Below are 18884 nucleotides of genomic sequence, written 5' to 3'. Positions count from 1 at the left end.
TGTCGGTGGGCGGGCGGCCAGGCCCGCCTACCGACCGGTGCTGAACTCCACGCTGAACACCGTCGGGACCGCGGCCAGGACGTCCGCTGCCGACGGGCCCGGGCCGCAGGCCGCGCTGCCGAGGCCGTGGTGCGCGTGGTCGAGGTGGAGATGGAGTCGGCCGTCGCCGGCCAGGTCGTGCTGGTGGGCCGCGGCGGCCAGGGCCGCGGTGCTCCAAGGACGTACGGTCAGGTCGATGACCGGGTCGCCCGTGATGAGCAGGGTGCCGTCCGCGGTGGTGAGCCGGGTGCGGCGGACTTGGTGGCGGTTGCCGTTCTCCTGCGGGCGGACATAGGGGGTCTGCATCGCCGAGACAGTCGACCGGTGGCGGCCGGTGCGAGCGGCGGTACGGGAGTCGCGGTACGCCTCACCGGGACCGAGGCCGAACCACTCGACCTCGGCGTCGGTGCCGGGCAGCGACATCGCGATCCCCAGCCGGGGCAGCGGCACCGACCACGCGCCGTCAGGGGTGACGGCGCATTCCAGCCGGAGCCGGGCCTGGCCCGCGTCCGGTCCGTCGCAGGCAGTCCAGCGGTAGACGACGCCGAGCGCGGAGGAGGATCCGGCGGCGGCGAGCCGGGCGGTGACCGTGAGCCCTTGTGCGTCGGGCTCGACGCCCAGGACGTCGTGGCGCATCCGGTGCAGTCCGGCGGCGAGCCAAGCGCCGATCTGCGCCTCGCCGAAGGCGCTGAGCAGGTCGTTGTCGATCGGGGCCCGCCAGATGTCCAGCCTCGGACCGTCGAGCTCCAGGTCGCCGAGCTGTGTCAGCACCCCCGTGCGGGCGTCGAACCGCGCGGGGCCCAGTGCGATGTACCCGTCATGGGCGATCGCCGGCGCCGGCGTGAAGGGGACGGGCGAGGCGGCCGGAGCCATGACCAGCCCCTGGGCCCAGGCGATCTCGTGACCGGCCGCGGCCCAGGTCTCGTCGGCGGCGAGCACCGCGGTCACGGTCAGCCACACCTCGTGGCCGGAGTCGTTCTTGCGCGCCGCATCGAGCGCGGCGGTGACGTCGGCGGGCCAGTCGACGGTCGTCGTCGCGCCCGCAGCGGTCGCGGGCACGGTCAGGCCGCCAAAGCCCACCGGCTCGCCGCCGTCCTCGACGGTCCACCGGAAGTCCAGGTAGCCGCTGTCGCGCACTTGGTGCAGGTTGTGCACGCTGATCTGCCCAGTGGCCGGGTCGATGTGGATCCGGACCGGTTCGATGACCTTCTTGTACTCGACCAGGCCCGGTGACGGCGTGCGGTCGGGGAAGAGCAGTCCGTCGGCGACGAAATTGCCGTCGTGGACCTCCTCGCCGAAGTCGCCGCCGTAAGCGTAGAACGTGTGGGGGTCCTCCTGGCCGGTGAGCCGGGTGATCCCGTGGTCGATCCACTCCCAGATGAATCCACCGGCAAGGCGCGGATGGGCCTCGATGACCTGCTGGTACTCGGACAGCCCGCCGGGTCCGGTGCCCATGGCGTGTCCGTACTCGCACAGCACGGCCGGCAGGGCGCGGCGGTGTGCGTCGTCGGCCGGATCGGCCGTCGGTGCCTCCTGGCCGCGTCCCACGGCGGCCAGTTCGTCCACGCCGATGTACATGCGGGAGTACAGGTCGACGTACGCGCAGCTCGCGAAGTCGCCCTCGTAATGGATCAGGCGGCTGTCGTCGCGCTGCCGGATCCACTTGGCAGTGGCGGCCAGGTTGGCTCCGGTGCCGGACTCGTTGCCCAGCGACCAGACGATGACCGAGGGGTGGTTCTTGTCGCGCTCCACCAGTCGCTCGGCCCGGTCCAGGTAGGCCTCGCGCCACGCGGGGTCGTCGCTGGGGTTGCGCCGCCAGCCGCCGGGTTCGAAGCCGTGCGTCTCGAGGTCGCCCTCGCAGAACACCCACAGACCGTGCTCGTCGCACAGATCCAGGAAACGGTGGTCGGGCGGGTAGTGGCTGGTGCGCACCGCGTTGATGTTGTGCTGCTTCATGAGCAGCACGTCGGTCACCATGGTGTCCTTGGTCAGAGTCCGCCCCGTGAGCGGATGCCATTCGTGGCGGTTGACGCCCCGCAGCGAGATCGGCCTGCCGTTGACGGTCAGGACGCCGTCCACGACGGCCACGGTGCGGAAGCCGATGCGCAGTGGTATCCGCTCCCCGGCTTCGGAGACCAGTTCGCCCGTGTACAGGCGCGGCTGCTCGTCCGACCAGGGCTCGATGCCGTCGATCACGTGCGGGCCGGCCGGATCGGCGGCGGAGATGCCGAGTTCGGGCACCGACAGGGACACCCGGGTGGGGGCAGTTACGTCGACGGCCAGGGTGCCCTGCCCGGTGGTGTGGTCGTAGGCGGTGTGGACGAAGAAGTCCTCGACACCGCGGGCGGCCACGGTCACCGACCGGAAGATCCCGGACAGCCACCACATGTCCTGGTCTTCCAGGTAGCTGCCGGACGACCACTGGTGCACGCGGACGGCGAGTACGTTACGACCGGGCCGCAGCGCGGCGGAGACGTCGAACTCGGTGGTCAGGCGGCTGCCCTTGCCGTCGCCGAGCCGGATTCCGTTGAGCCACACCGCGAACGCGGAGTCGACGCCCTCGAACCGGAGCACCGCGGCCGATGCCGGGAACCCGTCCGGGACGTCGAACTCGTGGCGGTATTCACCGGTCGGGTTCTCCCGGGGCACCCGCGGCGGGTCGACCGGGAACGGGTACAGGATGTTGGTGTAGGCCGGGGCACCGTAGCGCGGCTCGCCGGGTAGGCCGGTCATCTGCCAGCAGGACGGCACGGCGAGTAGGTCCCAGGCGGTGTCGTCGAAGTCCGGCGCGGCGAAGTCCCCGGTGAGGTCGTCCAGCCCCGACGCCAGCCGGAATCTCCAGTCGCCGTCGAGCGCGATCGTGGGCAGGTCGGAGGAGAACGCGGCGCGTGGCCGCAGCCGTCCGGTGCCCGGCGACCGGTCTTCGACGTAGGCATTGGGGTCGAGGGCGTTCATCAGTAAAGGTGTTTCCTCTCAAAATGCCCCGTCATGGCGGGAAACGGCATGGAAGGACTGCGCCGGCGGCTCATGGGGGTGTGCCGTGGCAGGTCAGGCGGCGCCAGGCGCTCAGCGGTCGCGCCGGGCGGGGCCACTGCTGTCCCGGACGGTCAGGGTCGGGCGCAGCAGCGATACGACATTGGTCGGCGGCCGGCCCGAGTCGACGGCTCGCAGCAGCAGTTCGACGGCCTGCTGGGCCATCTCGCGTTTGGGAAAGGTGACCGTGGTCAGTGCCGGTCGGATCCGCCCGACTTGGGCGATGTCGTCGAAGCCCACGACGCTGACGTCGTCGGGGATACGCCGCCCCGACCGGACCACCGCTTCTATGGCACCGACGGCCAGGATGTCGTGGGTGGCGAAGATCGCCGTCAGCTCCGGATCCGCCTCCAGCGCCGCGCAGGCCGCGGCGAAACCGCCGGCGGCGTCGTCGCTGGTGCAGGCGAACACCTTGTGGTCGTCCAGCCCGTCGGCGCCGAACGCCCGGCGCAACCCCTCGACGCGCGGTGTGTGCGCGGGGAGGTCGGCGACCACAGCGACGTTCCGGTGGCCGAGATCATGCAGGTGGGACCCGGCCAGGAACCCGGCGTGCTGGTAGTCGATGGACACCACCGGGAGTGTGGTCGGCGGGTCGCCCTCCCAGGCGAACAGCGCGACCGGGAAGTTGGCCGCGGCGAGCATCGGCAGCTGCTGTTCGACGCCGTTGTCGCCGGCGACCAGCAGTGCGTCCACCGAGCGCGCGGTGAGGTTCTCCAGGTGGGCCCGGGTGTAGTCGGGATCGTCGCGCGTCGTGGCGAGCAGCAGGTTGTATCCGTGGCCGACCAGGAGGTTCTCCACCTCCTCGACCACCTCCGAATAGAACGCGTTGGCCACCGACGGCACGAACAGCCCCACTGTCGACGTGCTGCCGGTGCGCAGTGAGCGCGCCACCAGGTTCGGCTTGTAGCCGAGTTCGGCGATCGCCTTGTTCACCTTCGCCAGGGTCTCCGGCCGCACCTTCTTGCCCGAGACCACGTTGGAGACGGTCTGTTTGGTGACGCCCGCCCTCGCGGCCACGTCCGCCATTGTCACCACGTAGTCTCCCCGAAACATTTATCGATCCACGAAAGTGGCGTCACTGTAGGACGGCTGTCGCGGCAGGGCAAGACTTTGCGTCATGGCAGTGATCCAGCCGTTACGGAGCAGGGCGAGGGCGCCAGGCGCAGGTCATGATTCTTTTCGCTACTCGACGTGCGCGGAGCATTGACGGTTCCGGAAATGCGGCAGTAACGTCCCCGCCACGCTGGATCCCATGGATCGGTCAACGTGGTGCTGTTGTCACCCTGACCCCTCGCGAATGCTCCGCCCCCGTCTCCAGCAGGCGGTGAGCGCCTCAACAGACCTGGAAAGGTCTCGTCCGGAGGAGAGACAGGCATGATCAGACCGGCCGGCGGCGACGCCGACCCGAACCCCGTCCCGGCGCGACGCAGTTCGCGCGTGAAGCGCTTCATCGCGGCCGCTGCCGGCGCCACCATCACGGCGGCGAGCCTCATGCTCACCGCCGTCGTCCCCGCACACGCCGCCACCACCGTGCACACGTACGCACCGACGGGAGTGGGAGGCGGTACGACGACCTCCCCGGACGTGGCGTCCACCAAGTACCAGGTGCAGGTCGCCGGCACGCCCGTCCAGGCTGTCCAGTACACCGAGAACGGCCACAACTTCGACATCGCGCGCTTCGCGTCGGACTCCCGGACACCGACCATCACGGTCACGCTGCCCAGCACCACGATCGACACGGTGAACATCTACCCGGCGCGCTACTACCCCTCCAGCAGCGTCTCGGTGAGCGCGGACAAGCACACCCTGACGTTCCAGATGTCAGCCGCCGCCGGGTTGAACCAGGCGATCGTGATGGTCAACGGCGACTCGACCAACGCCACGGGACAGCCCTACCTGGCGGTCGTCAACGACCCTCTGGAGGACCCGGCCCAGCGTCCGAACACCACGAGCGCCGCGGACGGTTCCGGCGTCAACCTGCAGACCGGTGTCCTCAACTTCCAGGAGTTCGCCGCGAAGTACCTCGCAGCGCACCCCAACAGCGCGGCCCAGAAGGCGCCCGCCGCGGCGACGAGCTCCATGGCCGGCAAGACCGTCGACGGCACCGCCATACCCGCCGGTCAGCAGAGCTCGGCCGGGAGCCTGGTGAGCGCGAGCAGCGTCAATGTGCGCTACCCGAAGGTGCGGGCGATGGCCGCGGGCGACGTCACGTACGCCCTGCAGGCCGCCCTCAACACCATCAAGGCCAACCCCACGGCGCTCAACACGCTCTACTTCCCGAACGGCACGTACGTGTGGTCCGGTCTCCTGGTCAACGGTCTGGACGGCAGCAAGCTCAAGGGCGGCAAGCTGAAGATCTACACCGACGAAGGGGCCCTGCTGAAGAACCGCGTCCAGGCGTACATGGAGGCGTTCGAGCCGGCGATCGGGATCATCAACTCGAACGACATCGAAATCGACGGCCGCGGTGTCTTCGACGGCAACGGCGTGGCGAACTACAACGCCTCCAGCAGCGGTGATCTGCACGACGCCTACCGCAGCCAGCACCAGGGCGGCGTCATGGTCATGCACTCCTCGGACATCACGTTCAACGACACCTACGAGCGCAACGCGAAGCAGTGGAACTACGAGACCCACAGCGCCAACCGCGTGACGTTCAACAACATCAAGGCCCTCACCCCGTACCGCCAGCCATGGATCGACGGGACGGACTTCGCGAGCGGCCAGGACATCACCGCCAACGGCGTCTTCACCCTCGGCAACGACGACGCGTTCGCCTCCGGCCACTACAACCCCAGCGACGGATTCACCCCGCTGGCCTCCGGCGTGTGGAACAACTTCCAGCTCGGCACCTCCAGCGCCGACGTCCAGGGCTACGTCAACGCGGTTGCCGCCCACGACACCGTCGCCGACGATCTCGGGTTCAACAACTACCACTGGGACAACGAGGACTCGAAGAACATCTCGGTCAGCAACACGCTGAACTGGTCCGTCGCTGCCGGCAACGCGATCCGGCTCGGATGGAGTTCGTACGGATACCGGCTCACCAACTACACGTTCGACAACTTCAACTCCGTGTCGCCGGCGGCCGGCGGCATCTTCACGCACAACAGCCCCAACCCGTACCCGCGCATCCAGAGCATCGTGGTGAAGAACAGCTCGATCGACACCTCCCGGTTCACCAAGGGACCGATCGGGCTCAACGGCGGCAACGGATCCACCCAGACCATCACCGCCGACCAGCAGGCGACCTACGGGTACGCCCCCAACCCCGACGGCTCGGGCGCCGCGTACACGTACACCAGGGCGCCGATCGGCACCTTCAAACTCGACAACGTGTGGTTCTCTCAGCAGAACACGAGCAGCTCGCTGAACGGCGCCACGAACGTGACGCTGAACAACATCCGCGTCGCCGGCCAGCTCGTCGAATACAGCAGCCAGCTCCCGCTGACGACGAGCGGTATCGGCACGCTGACCACCACCTACACCGACGCCAACGGCCAGACCCAGAACGTCAAGGCCGGCGCCCTCACCAACGGTGACACCTGGGTGGGCGCGTGGACAGGCGACCAGACCAAGAACAACTCCTCGGACCTGACCCTCATCACCCGCAACACCGGGACCGGACTGATGGGCGAGCAGTACACCACAGGATCCGGGGACGGAAAGCTCTCCTACATCCAGTTCCCCATCAGCAGCCTCACCAAGGCACCGACCCAGGCGACACTCCATCTCACCTACGTCGGCCACCGCTATTCGACGGTTCCGTCGACCGACACCGACCAGCTCCTCGTACAGCCCGTCAGCGACACCACCTGCACCGGCGGCGGCACGTCCTGCCCCATCAACACCATGACCTGGCAGAACCGGCCGAGCTTCACCGCCACGAGCTCCTCCGTCGCGAAGTCGGCCACCTTCACCCTCGGTTCGACCATCGTCCCCGAGGGCGGCGGGACCCACCAGGGCAACGCCATCGACGGCCGCGACATCACCGTCGACATCACCTCCTTCGTCCAGAACGCCTACGCGGCCAACCAGTCCACGCTCCTGCTCGCCGTCTGCAACGCGGGAGGCACCAACCACGAACTGCGCTTCGTCAGCTCCGAAGGCGCCACCGGCTCCGGAAAGCTCACCAACGGGACCGCCGAGATGGCGCCAGGGGTGACCGTGACCCCGTAGCCAGTTGAGCCCGGTCCGTTCCACGGGGACGGACCGGCCTCAGCCGTCCAGTTCGGCCGTCGACGGCTGATGCAGCCACCGCATGTCTGACAAAGCGCTGTTGTCCACCACCGCACCCGCGCCGGTGGCACGCCTGGGTCCAGTGGTACTCACAGGCCGCGTTCGCCGAGGCGGACTGGCGATCCTGCCCGGACCGCACCCGGTGCACGTCCTCCGCGCCCCGGACCCGCTTGATAGCCATGCTGCCCCGACGGACTCATAATCCGTCGGCCGTGGGTTCGAGTCCCACCCGCCCCACCATGCACCCCTGTGACCTGCGGAAACGTCTCATCAGGGGTGCGGATTCAGGACTTTGAGCTGTGGGGGCTGAATCCGCTGCTCGTGAGTTCAACTCTGTGGCTGGTGGCGTTTGTTCGAATGGCTCTGACCTGTGCTGATGTGTTCGTCTGGCGCCGCGGCAAGGCCCCGCGGGTGGTGTGTTCGAGAGGTTGGCGCTGAATTCTGGACGCTGGTTGGACGCGGGTTGCTCCATGAGTGATCTTCGGGGCAGCCCGGAAGCGCGGAGCGGAGTCGGTGAGGTGGCGGCCCGGGGCCATCCGAGGGGGTAGCCGCGCAGGGCGTTGGGCGGATGATCGTGGTGGTTGCGCCTCTGGGGCGGCGCAGGCTCGTCCCCATGACTGGACGCCAAGGGTGTCACGGAGCGTCATGAACCTTTAACCTACAATTATCTCTCTCTGAGGCGCACATCACAGCGATGGCGTGCAGGAAGGTGGTTCGCTGATCAACTGAATCTGACTGGAAGCGTGAAGGGGGAACGCCGGCCATGCATTTATCGCCCGCACAGCAGGGCCTGGCAGGACCGGGTGCTCAGTCCGTTGACACCTTCGCGAAGCGGGTCTTCGGGTACCTGCCACGAGCCGAGCAGCGCCGATGGGCCCAGACTTACCTCAAAGGGCTGCTGCTCACCGACGGCAGGAAGTCGATGCGGCGGGTGGCGGAGTCCGTGTCCGGCTCGCCCACAGTCTGGTACTCGCTGCAGCAGTTCATCAACAGCAGTCCCTGGGAGTGGGGGCAGGCTCGTGACGCTCTGACACGGTGGATAGAGGAGCGGTCATCAGTGCGGGCCTTGACCCTCACGCCCGTCATCCTGCCCAAGCGCGGCGATCAGTCCGTGGGTGTGGCCCAGCGATTCGACGTCTCTTGCGGGCGAACCGTCAATTGCCAGCTTGCAGTTGGCCTCTTCCTGTCCTGCCCGGGGGCCAATTTTCCTGTCGACTGGCGACTCGTGCTTCCACGGCAATGGACTGACGACCCCGGACTGCGCCGGCGTGCCCGCATACCCGAGACGGAGAGTTTCCGTCCGCAGTGGAGGCACATGGTGGACCTGCTGGCCGACCATGTCGGCAGCACCTGTTCACCGGACGTGCCGGTGGTGGCCGACATGAGCGACGCAACCGACCTAGTGGAGCTGACGGCCCTTCTGGGCGGCACGGGGCGCGACTTCATCGTTGCTGTCAATCCCCGGCTGGTGTCCGCTCGCGAGGGCAAGGCGACGGATCAACGCCTGCACCACCGTTTGCAGAGCACTCCACACCATGGCCCCCGCCCAGGGACCAGGCTCGTGGCCGGCGACCGTCGCATCGGTCCGGACGTGCGGCGTACCTGGAGCCGGCACACCGCAGCCGTCACGGGTTCCGACGGGAGGTTCCGGCAGGCCCAGATCCTGTCCACCCTGATGCGGCAGCCTGTTCGAAGGCCGCAGCAGGGTGGGGGTGATCAGCGGCCGTACAGGCTGTTCACCGAGCTCGCCGCGGACGGACGGCCGGGCTCTCGGATCTGGTTCACCAACCTCACCAACCACCGCTTGGATGAGCTTCTCGAGCTGACCCGCCTGTATGTCAGTTCCACGGTCACGGCGGACTGCATGGACGGTCGCTACGAGCTGCTGGACTTCGCCGGGCGTTCCTTTCCCGCCTGGCACCATCACATGACCATGGCGTCGGCGGCGTACGCTTATCTGCGCCTGGCGGACTCCGGGTATCCGTCCCTGCCGTATCTGGCCGGGCAGCGCGGCGCCTGAAAGGGCACCGGCCGGGAGGCGATGCCCTCCCGGCCGGTCAGCAAGATCTGGCCTCACACCGCCGCGGATGTGCTCTCGGTCTCCGGTGCGGCCACGCTGCCCAGCAGGCGCAGAGCCGCCTCAGAAGGCGAGCCCGGTTCGGCCGTGTAGGCGATCAGGCGCTGGCCGGACGAGCCGGGGATGACGAGGTTCTCGAAGCTCAGGTCCATCGTGCCGACCACCGGGTGACGCAGCTGCTTCACCCCCGAGGTGCAGGTGCGCACCGGATGACGGGCCCAACGGGAGGCGAACTCGTCGCACTGCACAGTGAGTTGGCCGACCAGTTCGGTCAGCCGGCGGTCGTCGGGGTGCCGACCGGCGATCAGCCGCAGCGAGGCGACCGCGAGCTGTGCCTCGTCGTGCCAGTCCGTGTACAGGGCGCGGTAGCGGTCGTCCAGGAACAGCATCCGCGTGACATTGGGCCGGGTGCCCGGCGTCTCGGGGCTGTCCGCGGGGAGATGCGCGGCGAGCAGCGCGTGCCCCAGGCGGTTCCAGGCCAGCACATCGTTGCGGCGGTCCAGGACCAGCGCCGGCACCTCCGACATGGCCGCCAGCAGCTGCCGTGCCGAGGGGCTGGCCTGCTCCGCGCGGGGTGTGGTGGGGCGGGCAGCGGTGGCGGCGGGGCGGGCCAGGTCCTTCAGATGCGCGGTCTCGTCCGCGGTCAGCCGCAGGGTGCGCGCGATCGCGTCCAGCACGGAGTCCGAGGCGCCGAGGGCACGGCCCTGCTCGAGACGGGTGTAGTGGGTGATGCTGACCCCGGCGAGCATGGCCAGCTCCTCGCGGCGCAGCCCGCTGACCCGGCGGCGGGTCGGATGCGGTGTGATGCCGACGTCCTCCGGGCGCAGTGCGGCTCGGCGGGACCTGAGGAAGTCTCCCAGTTCGGACGGAGCGTCCATCGATGCCTCCCGTTCGCTCCCCTTCATGATGCCCGCCCGCCGGGCCAGCCATGAGCCATAAGGGTGGTCATGTGATGACCACCCTTGCGCTGACTGTGCGAGACAGGGTGCTGGCTGGGTCCCCGGGCCGAGACGAGTCTCGTTCCCGACGGTGTGCACGACAGAAGCACCGGTGAAGCTCGAACGAAAGGGACTCGACGTCATGTCCGTCACTGATTCGGACACGGCCGGTACGGCCGTAGGAACGGCCCCGGCCGTCCTCACCCCTCGCCTGCGGCTGGTGCTGGTGCTGCTGCTTGCGGCCCAGTTCATGCTGGCCGTGGACTTCTCCATCCTGAACGTGGCTCTGCCGGTGATCGGTGAGGGCCTGGGCTTCTCGCTGGCGCATCTGCAGTGGATCGGTACCGCGTTCGCCCTGTGCGCGGCGGGCTTCACCCTGCTGTTCGGCCGGGTCGCGGACCTGTTCGGCCGCCGCAGGCTCTTCCTCGGCGGTCTGGTGGTGCTGGGTGCGGCCTCGCTGGTGGGCGGTCTGGCGCAGAACCCGGAGGTGCTGATCGCGGCCCGTGTGTTCCAGGGGCTCGCGACCGCTGCGGTGACCCCGGCCGGCCTCTCGCTCATGACGACCTCGTTCCCGGAGGGCCCGCTGCGGGAGAAGGCGCTCGGTCTCAACGGGGCTCTGATGTCCGCCGGGTTCACCACTGGCGCGATCCTCGGCGGTCTGCTGACCGACCTGCTGTCCTGGCGCTGGGCGTTCTTCATCAACGTGCCCGTTGCCCTCGCGGTCCTGATCGTCGCCCCGACGGTCATCAAGGAGTCCCGGCCCGACGAGCGCCCCAAGCTGGACGTGCCCGGCGCCATCAGCGTCACCCTCGGTCTGCTGGCCATCGTCTTCGGCCTCACCCAGGCCGGTGAGCACGGCTGGGGCTCCGCGAGCGCCCTGCTGTCGCTGGCGGCCGGCGTGCTGTTGCTGATCGTGTTCTGGGCCGTCGAGCGCAAGGTGAGCGCCCCGCTGGTGCCGCTGGGCGTGCTCGGCAAGCGTTCGGTGGCCTGGGGCAACGTCGCCGGTCTGATCGCCTTCCTCACCGAGACCTCCCTGGTCTTCCTGCTGACCCTCTACCTCCAGGAGGTGCTCGGCTTCTCCCCGCTGGCCGCCGGGCTGTCCTTCGGTGTGCTGGGCATCGGAACGGTCGTCGGCGGCTCGGTGGCCCCGAAGGTCATCGGGAAGATCGGCAGCAAGCAGACGCTGATCACCGGCGGCATCCTGCAGACCGTGTTCACGGCCGCCCTGCTCGGCCTGGGCGCCACTCACTCCTCGCTGTGGCTGCTGCTCGTCGCCACCTTCGCCGGCGGGGTGGGCAACATGCTCGTCATCGTCGGCTTCATGGTCACCGCTACTTCCGGTCTCGCCGACCACGAGCAGGGCCTGGCCACCGGGCTCGCGACCATGACACAGCAGATCGGCATCACCATGGGCACGCCGATCATGAGCGCCATCGCCACCGCCGCGATGACCGGCACGGGAGCCTCGGCCGTGCTCGGCGGACTGAAGACGGCCATCGCGGTCAACGCCGCCCTCGTTGTCCTCGGCGCCCTCACCAGCGTCGCGTTCCTGCGTGGTGCGCGGTCGAGTGCGCAGTAACTCGCGACGGTACGAACCCCGCGCCGGCCTGGCCGCTCCGGACGAGGACAGGGCAGTACGTCCGGACGGTCGGCGGTCCGGTGAGGTGCAGTGGCGGCCCGCCCTGCTGGACGCGGGGACCCATCGCATACCGGTACGGATCTACCGGCCCGGACCGCGGTCGTACGGCTGGCTGGTCTGGGCGCACGGCGGCAGCTGGCGGGCAGGGTCGGTCGAGCACTGGCACGGGTCCGTCATGGACCTCGCGAGGACCTCGGGGTGCACGGTGGTCAGCACCGGCTACCGGCTGGCCCCCGGCTACCGGCACCCCGCCCAGCTGGAGGACGTGCTGACCACGCTGTTCTGGGCCGGGGAACAGGCTGCGGACGGCGAGCCGCTGGCGGTCGGGGGCGACAGCGCGGGTGGCACGATCGCCGCCTGCGCGGCCCTCGCCCGCCGCGACCGCGACCAGCCGCTCGCCGCCCAGGTGCTGGCCTACCCGCCACTGGACCCCGACTGTGCCGCCGCCTCGTACACCAGCGAGCGGGGCGCCTTCCCCGCGGCGGAGGATCTCCGGCTGGCCTGGGAGACGTACCGCGGCGGGGTGGAAACCGCCGTACGCGGCGGAATCCCGCTGTACAGCACCCCCCTGGCGGCACAGCGGCTGGGCGGGCTGGCCCCGGCCGTCATCGCGGTCGGCGAGCTCGATCCCGTCCGCGATGACGTCAAAGCGTACGCCCGGCGGCTGCGTGAGGCGGGCAACGCCGTACGGCTGAAGACCTTCCCCGGCACCCCGCACGCGGCCTTCCTCGCCGCCGGCGGTCCCGGTGCGGGGAACCCGGGGCTGCGGCGCTGGCTCGGCACGGCGCTGCGCGAGCAACTGCAACGACGGAAGGAGACACCATGACCACCACACGGCCCGAGACGGGGCTGCCGCACATCGCGGCCATGCTGCGCCACTTCGGGGACCTGCGCGACGGCACCCATGGCGAGGGCGGCGACACCGTGTCGCGCCGGGGCAAGGAACAGCACTTCGAGCAGGCCGTCGAACTGCTCCACCCGTACGCCCTCCAGGTGCTGGAGGAGTTCGACACCGCCCTGCTCCTGGGTACCGGCGAGGTGACGGCCAGCGGGACCCGGCGCACTCACGACCGGGGGCTCGGGGCGAGCTGGACGCTGTCATGGCCCGAGCAGCGGGAGACCGGGATCGCGCCGATCACCCTTCTCGCCTACTACGGCGGCGGCTTCCACCACCCGCATCTGCGGGGCGCGACCGTGCACGACTGGCCGCTGAACGTGTTCACGCCCGAGCAGGCGGCGGCCGAAGTGCCCACGCTGCGCGCGATCGCCACCGGTGACCTGCACAACCTGGTCTTCCAGCGGGACTATCGGATCGTGCCGGCGATCACGCGAGGCGCGCGATGAGCGGGGCGGCGCCGGCCCCGCGTCTGTCTGTGCTGGACCAGTCGCCCGTCGGCGCGGGCTTCTCACCGGCCGACTCGCTGCAAGCATCGGTCGAACTGGCCCAGGCTGCCGAGGAGTTGGGACACGTCCGCTACTGGACCGCCGAACACCACGGCTCCCCGGGGTTCGCGGGCTGCGCCCCGGAGATCCTCGCCGCCGTCCTGCTGGGCCATACCCGGCGGATGCGGGTCGGCACCGGCGGGGTGCTGCTGCCGCGGTACTCGCCGGCGAAGGTGGCCGAGGTCTTCTCGGTGCTGGCGTCGGTGTTCCCCGGCCGGGTGGACCTGGGCCTGGGCCGCAGCGGCGGTCCCGCCCACGACTATCCGCAGCGGGTGCGCGCAGTGCGGGTGCTGCTGGGTCTGGACGGCGCCGACCCGCTCGCGGGGGGCGAGACGGGGCTGGTCCCACCCGTACGGCCGCAGATGTGGCTGCTCGGTGCCGGGGCGAGTTCGGCGCTTCTGGCGGGCGAGTTGGGGACGGGGTACGCCTTCGCGCATTTCCTCGTGCCCGGACCGGCCCGTGAGGCCCTCGCCTCCTACCGGGCGACGCTCGCCGAGCACGGCCGGGCGGGCCGCGCGGGTGTGCTGGCCGTACGCGTGGTCACGGCCGAGAGTGAGGAACGGGCCGAGGCGCTGGCCCAGAGCGTGCTGCTGTGGCGGGCCCGCAAGGACCTGGGCGAGGACCTGCCGCTGCCCAGCGCCGAGGACGCGCGCAAGCACCGGTGGGATTCGCTGGAGGCCGAGCGGGCCGCTGTCCGACGGCGTTCCCTGGTGTGGGGGACGCCGGAGCAGGTACGGGAGCGGTTGACCGAGTTGGCGGCCGAGCACGGTGTCGACGAGATCATGGTGAACACGCTGACATGTGCGCCGGAGGACCGGTTGCGGTCGCATGAGCTGCTTGCTGAGGCGTTCGCGGGGGATGCGCGGGCGGTGCGGGTGTAGGCAGGCCGTCGTCCGCGCCCCTGAACGGGCGCTCATGGGGGCCGGGGTCTGGAGCCCCGGCCCCCAACCCTCTCGTAGGGGCTCAGAGTGCTCGTAGCGAAGTCGGCTGGGGTTCGGCCGCGGTCGCCGTCGTCGGCTCCGTCGTGCGGCGGCTTCGGCTGAAGCGGCGCATCGCGGGCATTTCCACGAAGCGGTACAAGAACCAGCCGCCCAGAAGCGATGCGGTGAAAAAGCCGATGATGAGCAGGATCGACGCGGGTACCGAGTAGGTGGCGCCGTTCAGGAGGGAGCGAAGATAGAAGATCGCCACGCCCTGGACGAGGTAGAAGCCGAAGGAGACCTCGCCCAGCCAGACCATCGGGCGGCTGCGCAGCCAGGTGTGGTGGCCGGCGACGTCGGATGCCGCCACCGAGGCGATCAGCGCGCCGATGGGGACGATCGTCACGGTGACGAACGTGTACTGGAAGGGCACCATGAAACCGGCCGCGTACCCCAGCGCGCACAGCACCAGCGACTTGCCCGTGCCCATCCAGCGAGGCCAGCGGCCGGCCAGGACGAGGCGGGCCAGCAGGACACCCAGCACGAACTCGAAGAGGCGGCCGGGCGGGAACAGGTAGCCGAACCAGAACTGCTTGTCGGAGATCGGGGTGATCGCCGACTTCGGGGTGTCGGGTACCAGGTAGGTCGAGATCAGCTGGACGACCACAGTGCCGGCGACCATCACCGCGGCCCAGCCCCACAGCGCCCCCTCGCGGATCCTGCGGATCGGCACGATGAGGAGGGGGAAGAGGACGTAGAACAGCAGCTCGCTGCCCAGGGACCAACTCGGCGGGTTCATGCTGAGGTTGATGTCCGCCTGCGGGAAGAAGGTGTGCACCAGCAGCAGGTTGGGCAGCCACTGGCTCACCGACGTGATGGTGGCGCCCGCGAAGAGGATCAGCGAGGCGAGGAACACCACCAGGTGGTTCGGGAAGATCTTGGTCATACGGCGGCGCCAGAAGGCCACCGTCGACTGCCCCGGTCGCGCCGACCAGGTCAAGACGAAGCCGGAGAGCACGAAGAAGAACGACACCCCGATGTAGCCGGTGTGCAGGAACGCCTTGGTGTAGGCGTGCGCAATACCGGAGTCGGCGAACGGGTTGATCGGATCGTTGGGCGGGATGGGCGAGTTGGTGAGGGAGGAATGGAAGAAGAAGACCAGCAGGGCCGCGAAGAAGCGCAGGCCGGTGAGGGAGGGGAGGGTGGCGACGCGGGCGCGAGCCATGACGGATGCTCCTCTTGGGGAAAGGTCCCGGGACGGCCGAACACGGCCGCCCCGGAACCAGGGGGGAGGGGGTCTACTCGGCGAGGTCGGTCCCGTTGCGGTGGATCACGATCTTGGCGTCCTTGGCCACGTAGTAGTTCTGCACCGAGTACGCGATGGTGGCGAAGTCGAGTCGGCCGTCACCGTTGAAGTCGGCCGTGGCGATCCGCGCGACGGACTCGTCGGACACCCGCCACTTCGCCCAGACGCCCCGGGCCGCGTCGACCGCCTTGTAGTACATGACTCCCTGCCAGGGCCACGGCCCGCGCAGCGCCACCAGGAACTCGTCGTCGCCGTCCCCGTCGAAGTCGGCACAGACGATCTGGTGGCCGGGGCCTTCCCCGTTCTCGTTCGGGTCGCCGTACACGTCCAGCAACGTTCGCTGCCAGCCGTCGCCGTCGCCCTTGGTGTAGACGGCGACCGTGTTGCCGTGGAACGGTTCGATCGCTGCGACGTACGCCATCGGGTCGTCGCCCAGCCGTCCGGCGTTGAGGTCGCCGCTGCCGCGGAAGCCGGTCTTCTCGAACTGGCTCAGCTCGCCGCTGCCGATGAGTTCGGGCACCCATTCGCCGCGTTCGGCGTCGAAGTACAGCCAGGTGACGCCTTCGTCGGAGGCGAGCAGCAGCGAGTCCCGGTCGGAGCCGGGGATCAGGCCCCGCTTCTTCTCCGCGCCGTGGATCATCCGGAAGTTGCTGTCGTCGATGACCGTCATCGGCCACTCCTCGGCGCCGAGCACGTCGTCGGGCTGGGTGAACAGCACCACGGGCAGCACCGCGTGCACATCCGCCTCGGCCACGATCGGCAGTCCGATGATCTCCAGGCGTTCGGACTGGGTGAAGTAGCCGGCCCGCAGCCGGTGCATACCGGTGGCCCGGCCGACGTAGTGCTTCTTCCAGCGGGAGGGGTCCTTGTCGGGCGAGCCGGGATTCTCCAGCCAGGCGATCTTGCCACCCTCGGGGTCGGGGTCGACGATGGTGCCGATCGGGCCGTACAGCTCGTAGCAGACGATGATGTCGGGGGAGCCGTTGCCGCTGACGTCGGCGAAGTCGGCACCGACGGGCATCCGGAAGCCGTCCGCCGCCAGGCGCCGGGTCCAACGGCCGTCGTTCTGGTACCAATAGATCTCACCCAGCCGCAACCCGTAGCCGAACAGGTCCGGGCGGCCGTCGCCGTCGATGTCGGGGGCTTCCAGCCAGTAGCCGTCGCGTAGTTGGTCCGCCACGAGTTCCGGGGTGAACCTCGGGATCCGTATCTCGTTCATGTCGTGTCTCCGCTCGACGGTCACCGCGGGACGCGGTGGTACTCGATGGCCAGCCAGACGCAGTCGGTGTCGGCGCGGTACTGGTGCCAGGGGTAGACGAAGGTGTCGTCGGGCCCGAGGGAGCAGAACGGGTCCGGGGTGGTGTAGCCGGGGCTCATCGGGAGGTCCTGGTAGAGCGTGGTGTGGTCCTGCTCCCTGAACTTCTGCATGCGGCCGAGGCCGGCCACCTGCGTGTGGACCTCGATGAAGTCGTGCCGGTTGTGGATGAAGCAGTCGGTGCCCGCCGGGGCGAACCACAGGTTGACCCGCACGTCGAAGGTGTCCGGCGCACCGGCCGTGGGGGGCTCCCGCAGCACCAGGGCGGGGTCGAACTCGACCCGGCCGATGGTGTCCTGCGGGCCCCGCGACAGCGGGATGCCCTTGTCGAACGGCAGGCCGCCGGTGGTGCCGGGACCGTCGCCGATCCGGTCGCCCAGCAACTCGCCGAGCAGCGCCCAGCCCCGCTCGTCCGTGATGCCGGCGATCCGCTCCCCCTTCTCGTCGTCCGTGCGCAGGACGACCAGGAGTTCGGCGCCCTCGATCGTCGTGTCCGTCACGATGGTCGAGGTCAGCGGCGAGATCGGGCGCCTGGGGGACTCCGCGACCCAGGCGTCGCTCGGTGCGCAGTTCACGACGATCGCGCGACCGCCGACGTGGTGTTCCGCCGCGCCGGCGACGACCGTCGTGGTGACGAAGGGACCGCCCAGGTCCAGCACGCGTTCCGTGGTGTCTGTCATGTCTGCTCCGTTCGTCATGTCTGCGCGTACTCCGCGGACCTGGCCAACTCGACGGCGAGACCGTCGACTTGGGTTTCCGGTACGAACGGCTTCGGTGCCGGTCCGTCGCCGAAGAAGTGCGCGATCGCGTCGACCGTGCGCTGCGTCGCCCGTCCGTCGCCGTACGGGTTTGCGGCGGACGCCATCCGGGCGTACTCCCGCTGGTCGCGCAGCAGCCGAACGGTGTGCTCGTACACGCCGTCGTACGCGGTGCCGACCAGCCGGGCCGTGCCCGCGGCCACCGCCTCCGACCGCTCGGTGACATTGCTGATCACGAGGGTCGGCTTGCCCAGAGCGGGGCCTTCCTCCTGGGCGCCGCTGCTGTCCGAGAGGATGAGGTCTGCGCGCCTCATGAGCCGGCAGAAGTTCAGGTACGGCAGCGGGTCGACGATCGTGATGTTCGGGTGGTCGCCGATACGCGGCAGCATCGCCTGCCGTACGGCCGGGTTGCGGTGCAGTGGCACGACGACCCGGGTCCCGGGCTCGTCGGCGATGTCGGCGAACGCGCGGGCGATCTCCGGGAGATGGGGCCAGGCGTCCCGGCGGTGGGCGGAGGCGAGCACCACGCGCCGGGGGTCGGTGTCCAGGTCCGCCAGCGCGGGGTGACCGAAGCTCTCCGCGCGGTGGCTCGCCCACTGCAGTGCGTCGATGACGGTGTTCCCGGTGACGGCGATGGTGTCCTCGGCGATGCCCTCGCCGAGCAGGTTCGCCTTGTTGCCCGGGGTGGGGGCCAGATGCAGGGCGGCGATCTGGGCGACCATGCGGCGGTTGCCCTCCTCCGGGAAGGGCGACCCGAGGAAACCGCTGCGCAGACCCGCCTCCACATGGACGACGGGGATCTGGAGATGGAAGCCGGCCAGGGCGCCGGCCATGGTGGTGGCGGTGTCGCCGTGCACCAGCACGGCCTCCGCCTCCAGGGTGCTGAGCCGGGCCTCCAGCTCGCGCAGCGCACGGTAAGTGGTCTGCGAAAGCGTCTGCTGCGGGACCATGACACCGAGGTCGATGTCGGGGCTCAGATCGAATGCCCGCATGGTCTCGTCCAGCATCTCGCGGTGCTGGCCGGTGGAGATGACGATCGGGTCGAAGCGGGGATCGTCCCGCAGCGCGTGTATGACCGGGGCGAACTTGATGGCCTCGGGGCGGGTGCCCAGGACCACGGCAACAGATCGCATCAGGTGTCTCCCGATTGAGGTGTCGCGTCGACGGCGGTGTACGC

13 protein-coding genes are annotated in these 18884 nt (G+C 69.5%); 6 read left to right on the top strand and 7 right to left on the bottom strand.

Annotation, left to right across the window (positions count from 1 at the left end):
* Nucleotides 1-27: 27 nt before the first annotated feature.
* Together ABT254_RS42200 and ABT254_RS42195 are read right to left on the bottom strand one after the other, a co-directional pair.
* On the bottom strand, nt 28-2994 hold the full coding sequence (locus ABT254_RS42200) for a glycoside hydrolase family 2 TIM barrel-domain containing protein (RefSeq protein WP_351482863.1): 2967 nt from the start codon (nt 2992-2994) through the stop codon (nt 28-30).
* A gap of 111 nt (nt 2995-3105) precedes the next feature.
* A complete protein-coding gene (locus ABT254_RS42195; RefSeq protein ID WP_351482923.1) occupies nt 3106-4098 on the bottom strand; it encodes a LacI family DNA-binding transcriptional regulator in 993 nt (330 codons plus the stop codon).
* 348 nt (nt 4099-4446) lie between these two features.
* Between ABT254_RS42195 and ABT254_RS42190 the strand changes: the two genes are divergently transcribed.
* On the top strand, nt 4447-7251 hold the full coding sequence (locus ABT254_RS42190) for a DNRLRE domain-containing protein (RefSeq protein WP_351482861.1): 2805 nt from the start codon (nt 4447-4449) through the stop codon (nt 7249-7251).
* 823 nt (nt 7252-8074) lie between these two features.
* Nucleotides 8075-9331, top strand: coding sequence for an IS701 family transposase (locus ABT254_RS42185; RefSeq protein WP_351482859.1), 1257 nt, complete (start codon nt 8075-8077; stop codon nt 9329-9331).
* Nucleotides 9332-9384: 53 nt separating this feature from the next.
* On the opposite strand, the gene ABT254_RS42180 is transcribed toward ABT254_RS42185, so the two are convergent.
* Nucleotides 9385-10266 carry a helix-turn-helix transcriptional regulator gene (locus tag ABT254_RS42180; RefSeq protein ID WP_351482857.1) on the bottom strand — a complete coding sequence of 294 codons (882 nt, stop codon included), beginning with the start codon at nt 10264-10266 and terminating at the stop codon, nt 9385-9387.
* 202 nt (nt 10267-10468) lie between these two features.
* Here ABT254_RS42180 and ABT254_RS42175 point away from each other — a divergent pair, with 202 nt between their 5' ends.
* Genes ABT254_RS42175 through ABT254_RS42160 form a run of 4 tightly spaced genes read left to right on the top strand, consistent with a single transcriptional unit; the run spans nt 10469 to nt 14289 of the window.
* Entirely contained in the window at nt 10469-11905 is a 1437-nt protein-coding gene (locus tag ABT254_RS42175; protein WP_351482921.1) for an MFS transporter, read from the top strand.
* Nucleotides 11895-12791, top strand: a complete 897-nt coding sequence (locus ABT254_RS42170) for an alpha/beta hydrolase (RefSeq protein ID WP_351482855.1) — start codon at nt 11895-11897, stop codon at nt 12789-12791. The genes ABT254_RS42175 and ABT254_RS42170 overlap by 11 nt, the downstream gene beginning before the upstream one ends.
* Entirely contained in the window at nt 12788-13309 is a 522-nt protein-coding gene (locus tag ABT254_RS42165) for a hypothetical protein (RefSeq protein ID WP_351482853.1), read from the top strand. The genes ABT254_RS42170 and ABT254_RS42165 overlap by 4 nt, the downstream gene beginning before the upstream one ends.
* Nucleotides 13306-14289 (top strand): MsnO8 family LLM class oxidoreductase, encoded by a 984-nt coding sequence (locus tag ABT254_RS42160; RefSeq protein ID WP_351482851.1) that lies wholly within the window; start codon nt 13306-13308, stop codon nt 14287-14289. The genes ABT254_RS42165 and ABT254_RS42160 overlap by 4 nt, the downstream gene beginning before the upstream one ends.
* Nucleotides 14290-14371: 82 nt before the next feature.
* Here the strand turns inward: ABT254_RS42160 and ABT254_RS42155 are convergent, their stop codons facing one another.
* The 4 genes from ABT254_RS42155 to wecB all read right to left on the bottom strand — a co-directional run bounded on the left by ABT254_RS42155 (nt 14372) and on the right by wecB (nt 18840).
* Nucleotides 14372-15553, bottom strand: a complete 1182-nt coding sequence (locus ABT254_RS42155; RefSeq protein WP_351482849.1) for an acyltransferase family protein — start codon at nt 15551-15553, stop codon at nt 14372-14374.
* Between the two features lie 73 nt (nt 15554-15626).
* On the bottom strand, nt 15627-16853 hold the full coding sequence (locus ABT254_RS42150; RefSeq protein ID WP_351482847.1) for an FG-GAP repeat domain-containing protein: 1227 nt from the start codon (nt 16851-16853) through the stop codon (nt 15627-15629).
* A 20-nt stretch (nt 16854-16873) separates the two neighbouring features.
* A complete protein-coding gene (locus ABT254_RS42145; RefSeq protein ID WP_351482845.1) occupies nt 16874-17629 on the bottom strand; it encodes a hypothetical protein in 756 nt (251 codons plus the stop codon).
* A gap of 14 nt (nt 17630-17643) precedes the next feature.
* Nucleotides 17644-18840 carry a non-hydrolyzing UDP-N-acetylglucosamine 2-epimerase gene (gene wecB / locus ABT254_RS42140; RefSeq protein WP_351482843.1) on the bottom strand — a complete coding sequence of 399 codons (1197 nt, stop codon included), beginning with the start codon at nt 18838-18840 and terminating at the stop codon, nt 17644-17646.
* Between the last annotated feature and the right edge of the window lie 44 nt (nt 18841-18884).

Source organism: Streptomyces sp. NPDC001137 (genome assembly GCF_040298885.1).
In the GTDB taxonomy this organism is placed as follows: Bacteria; Actinomycetota; Actinomycetes; order Streptomycetales; family Streptomycetaceae; genus Streptomyces.
The sequence above is the reverse complement of the archived record's forward strand: the minus strand, read 5'-3'. Positions and strand labels throughout refer to the sequence as shown.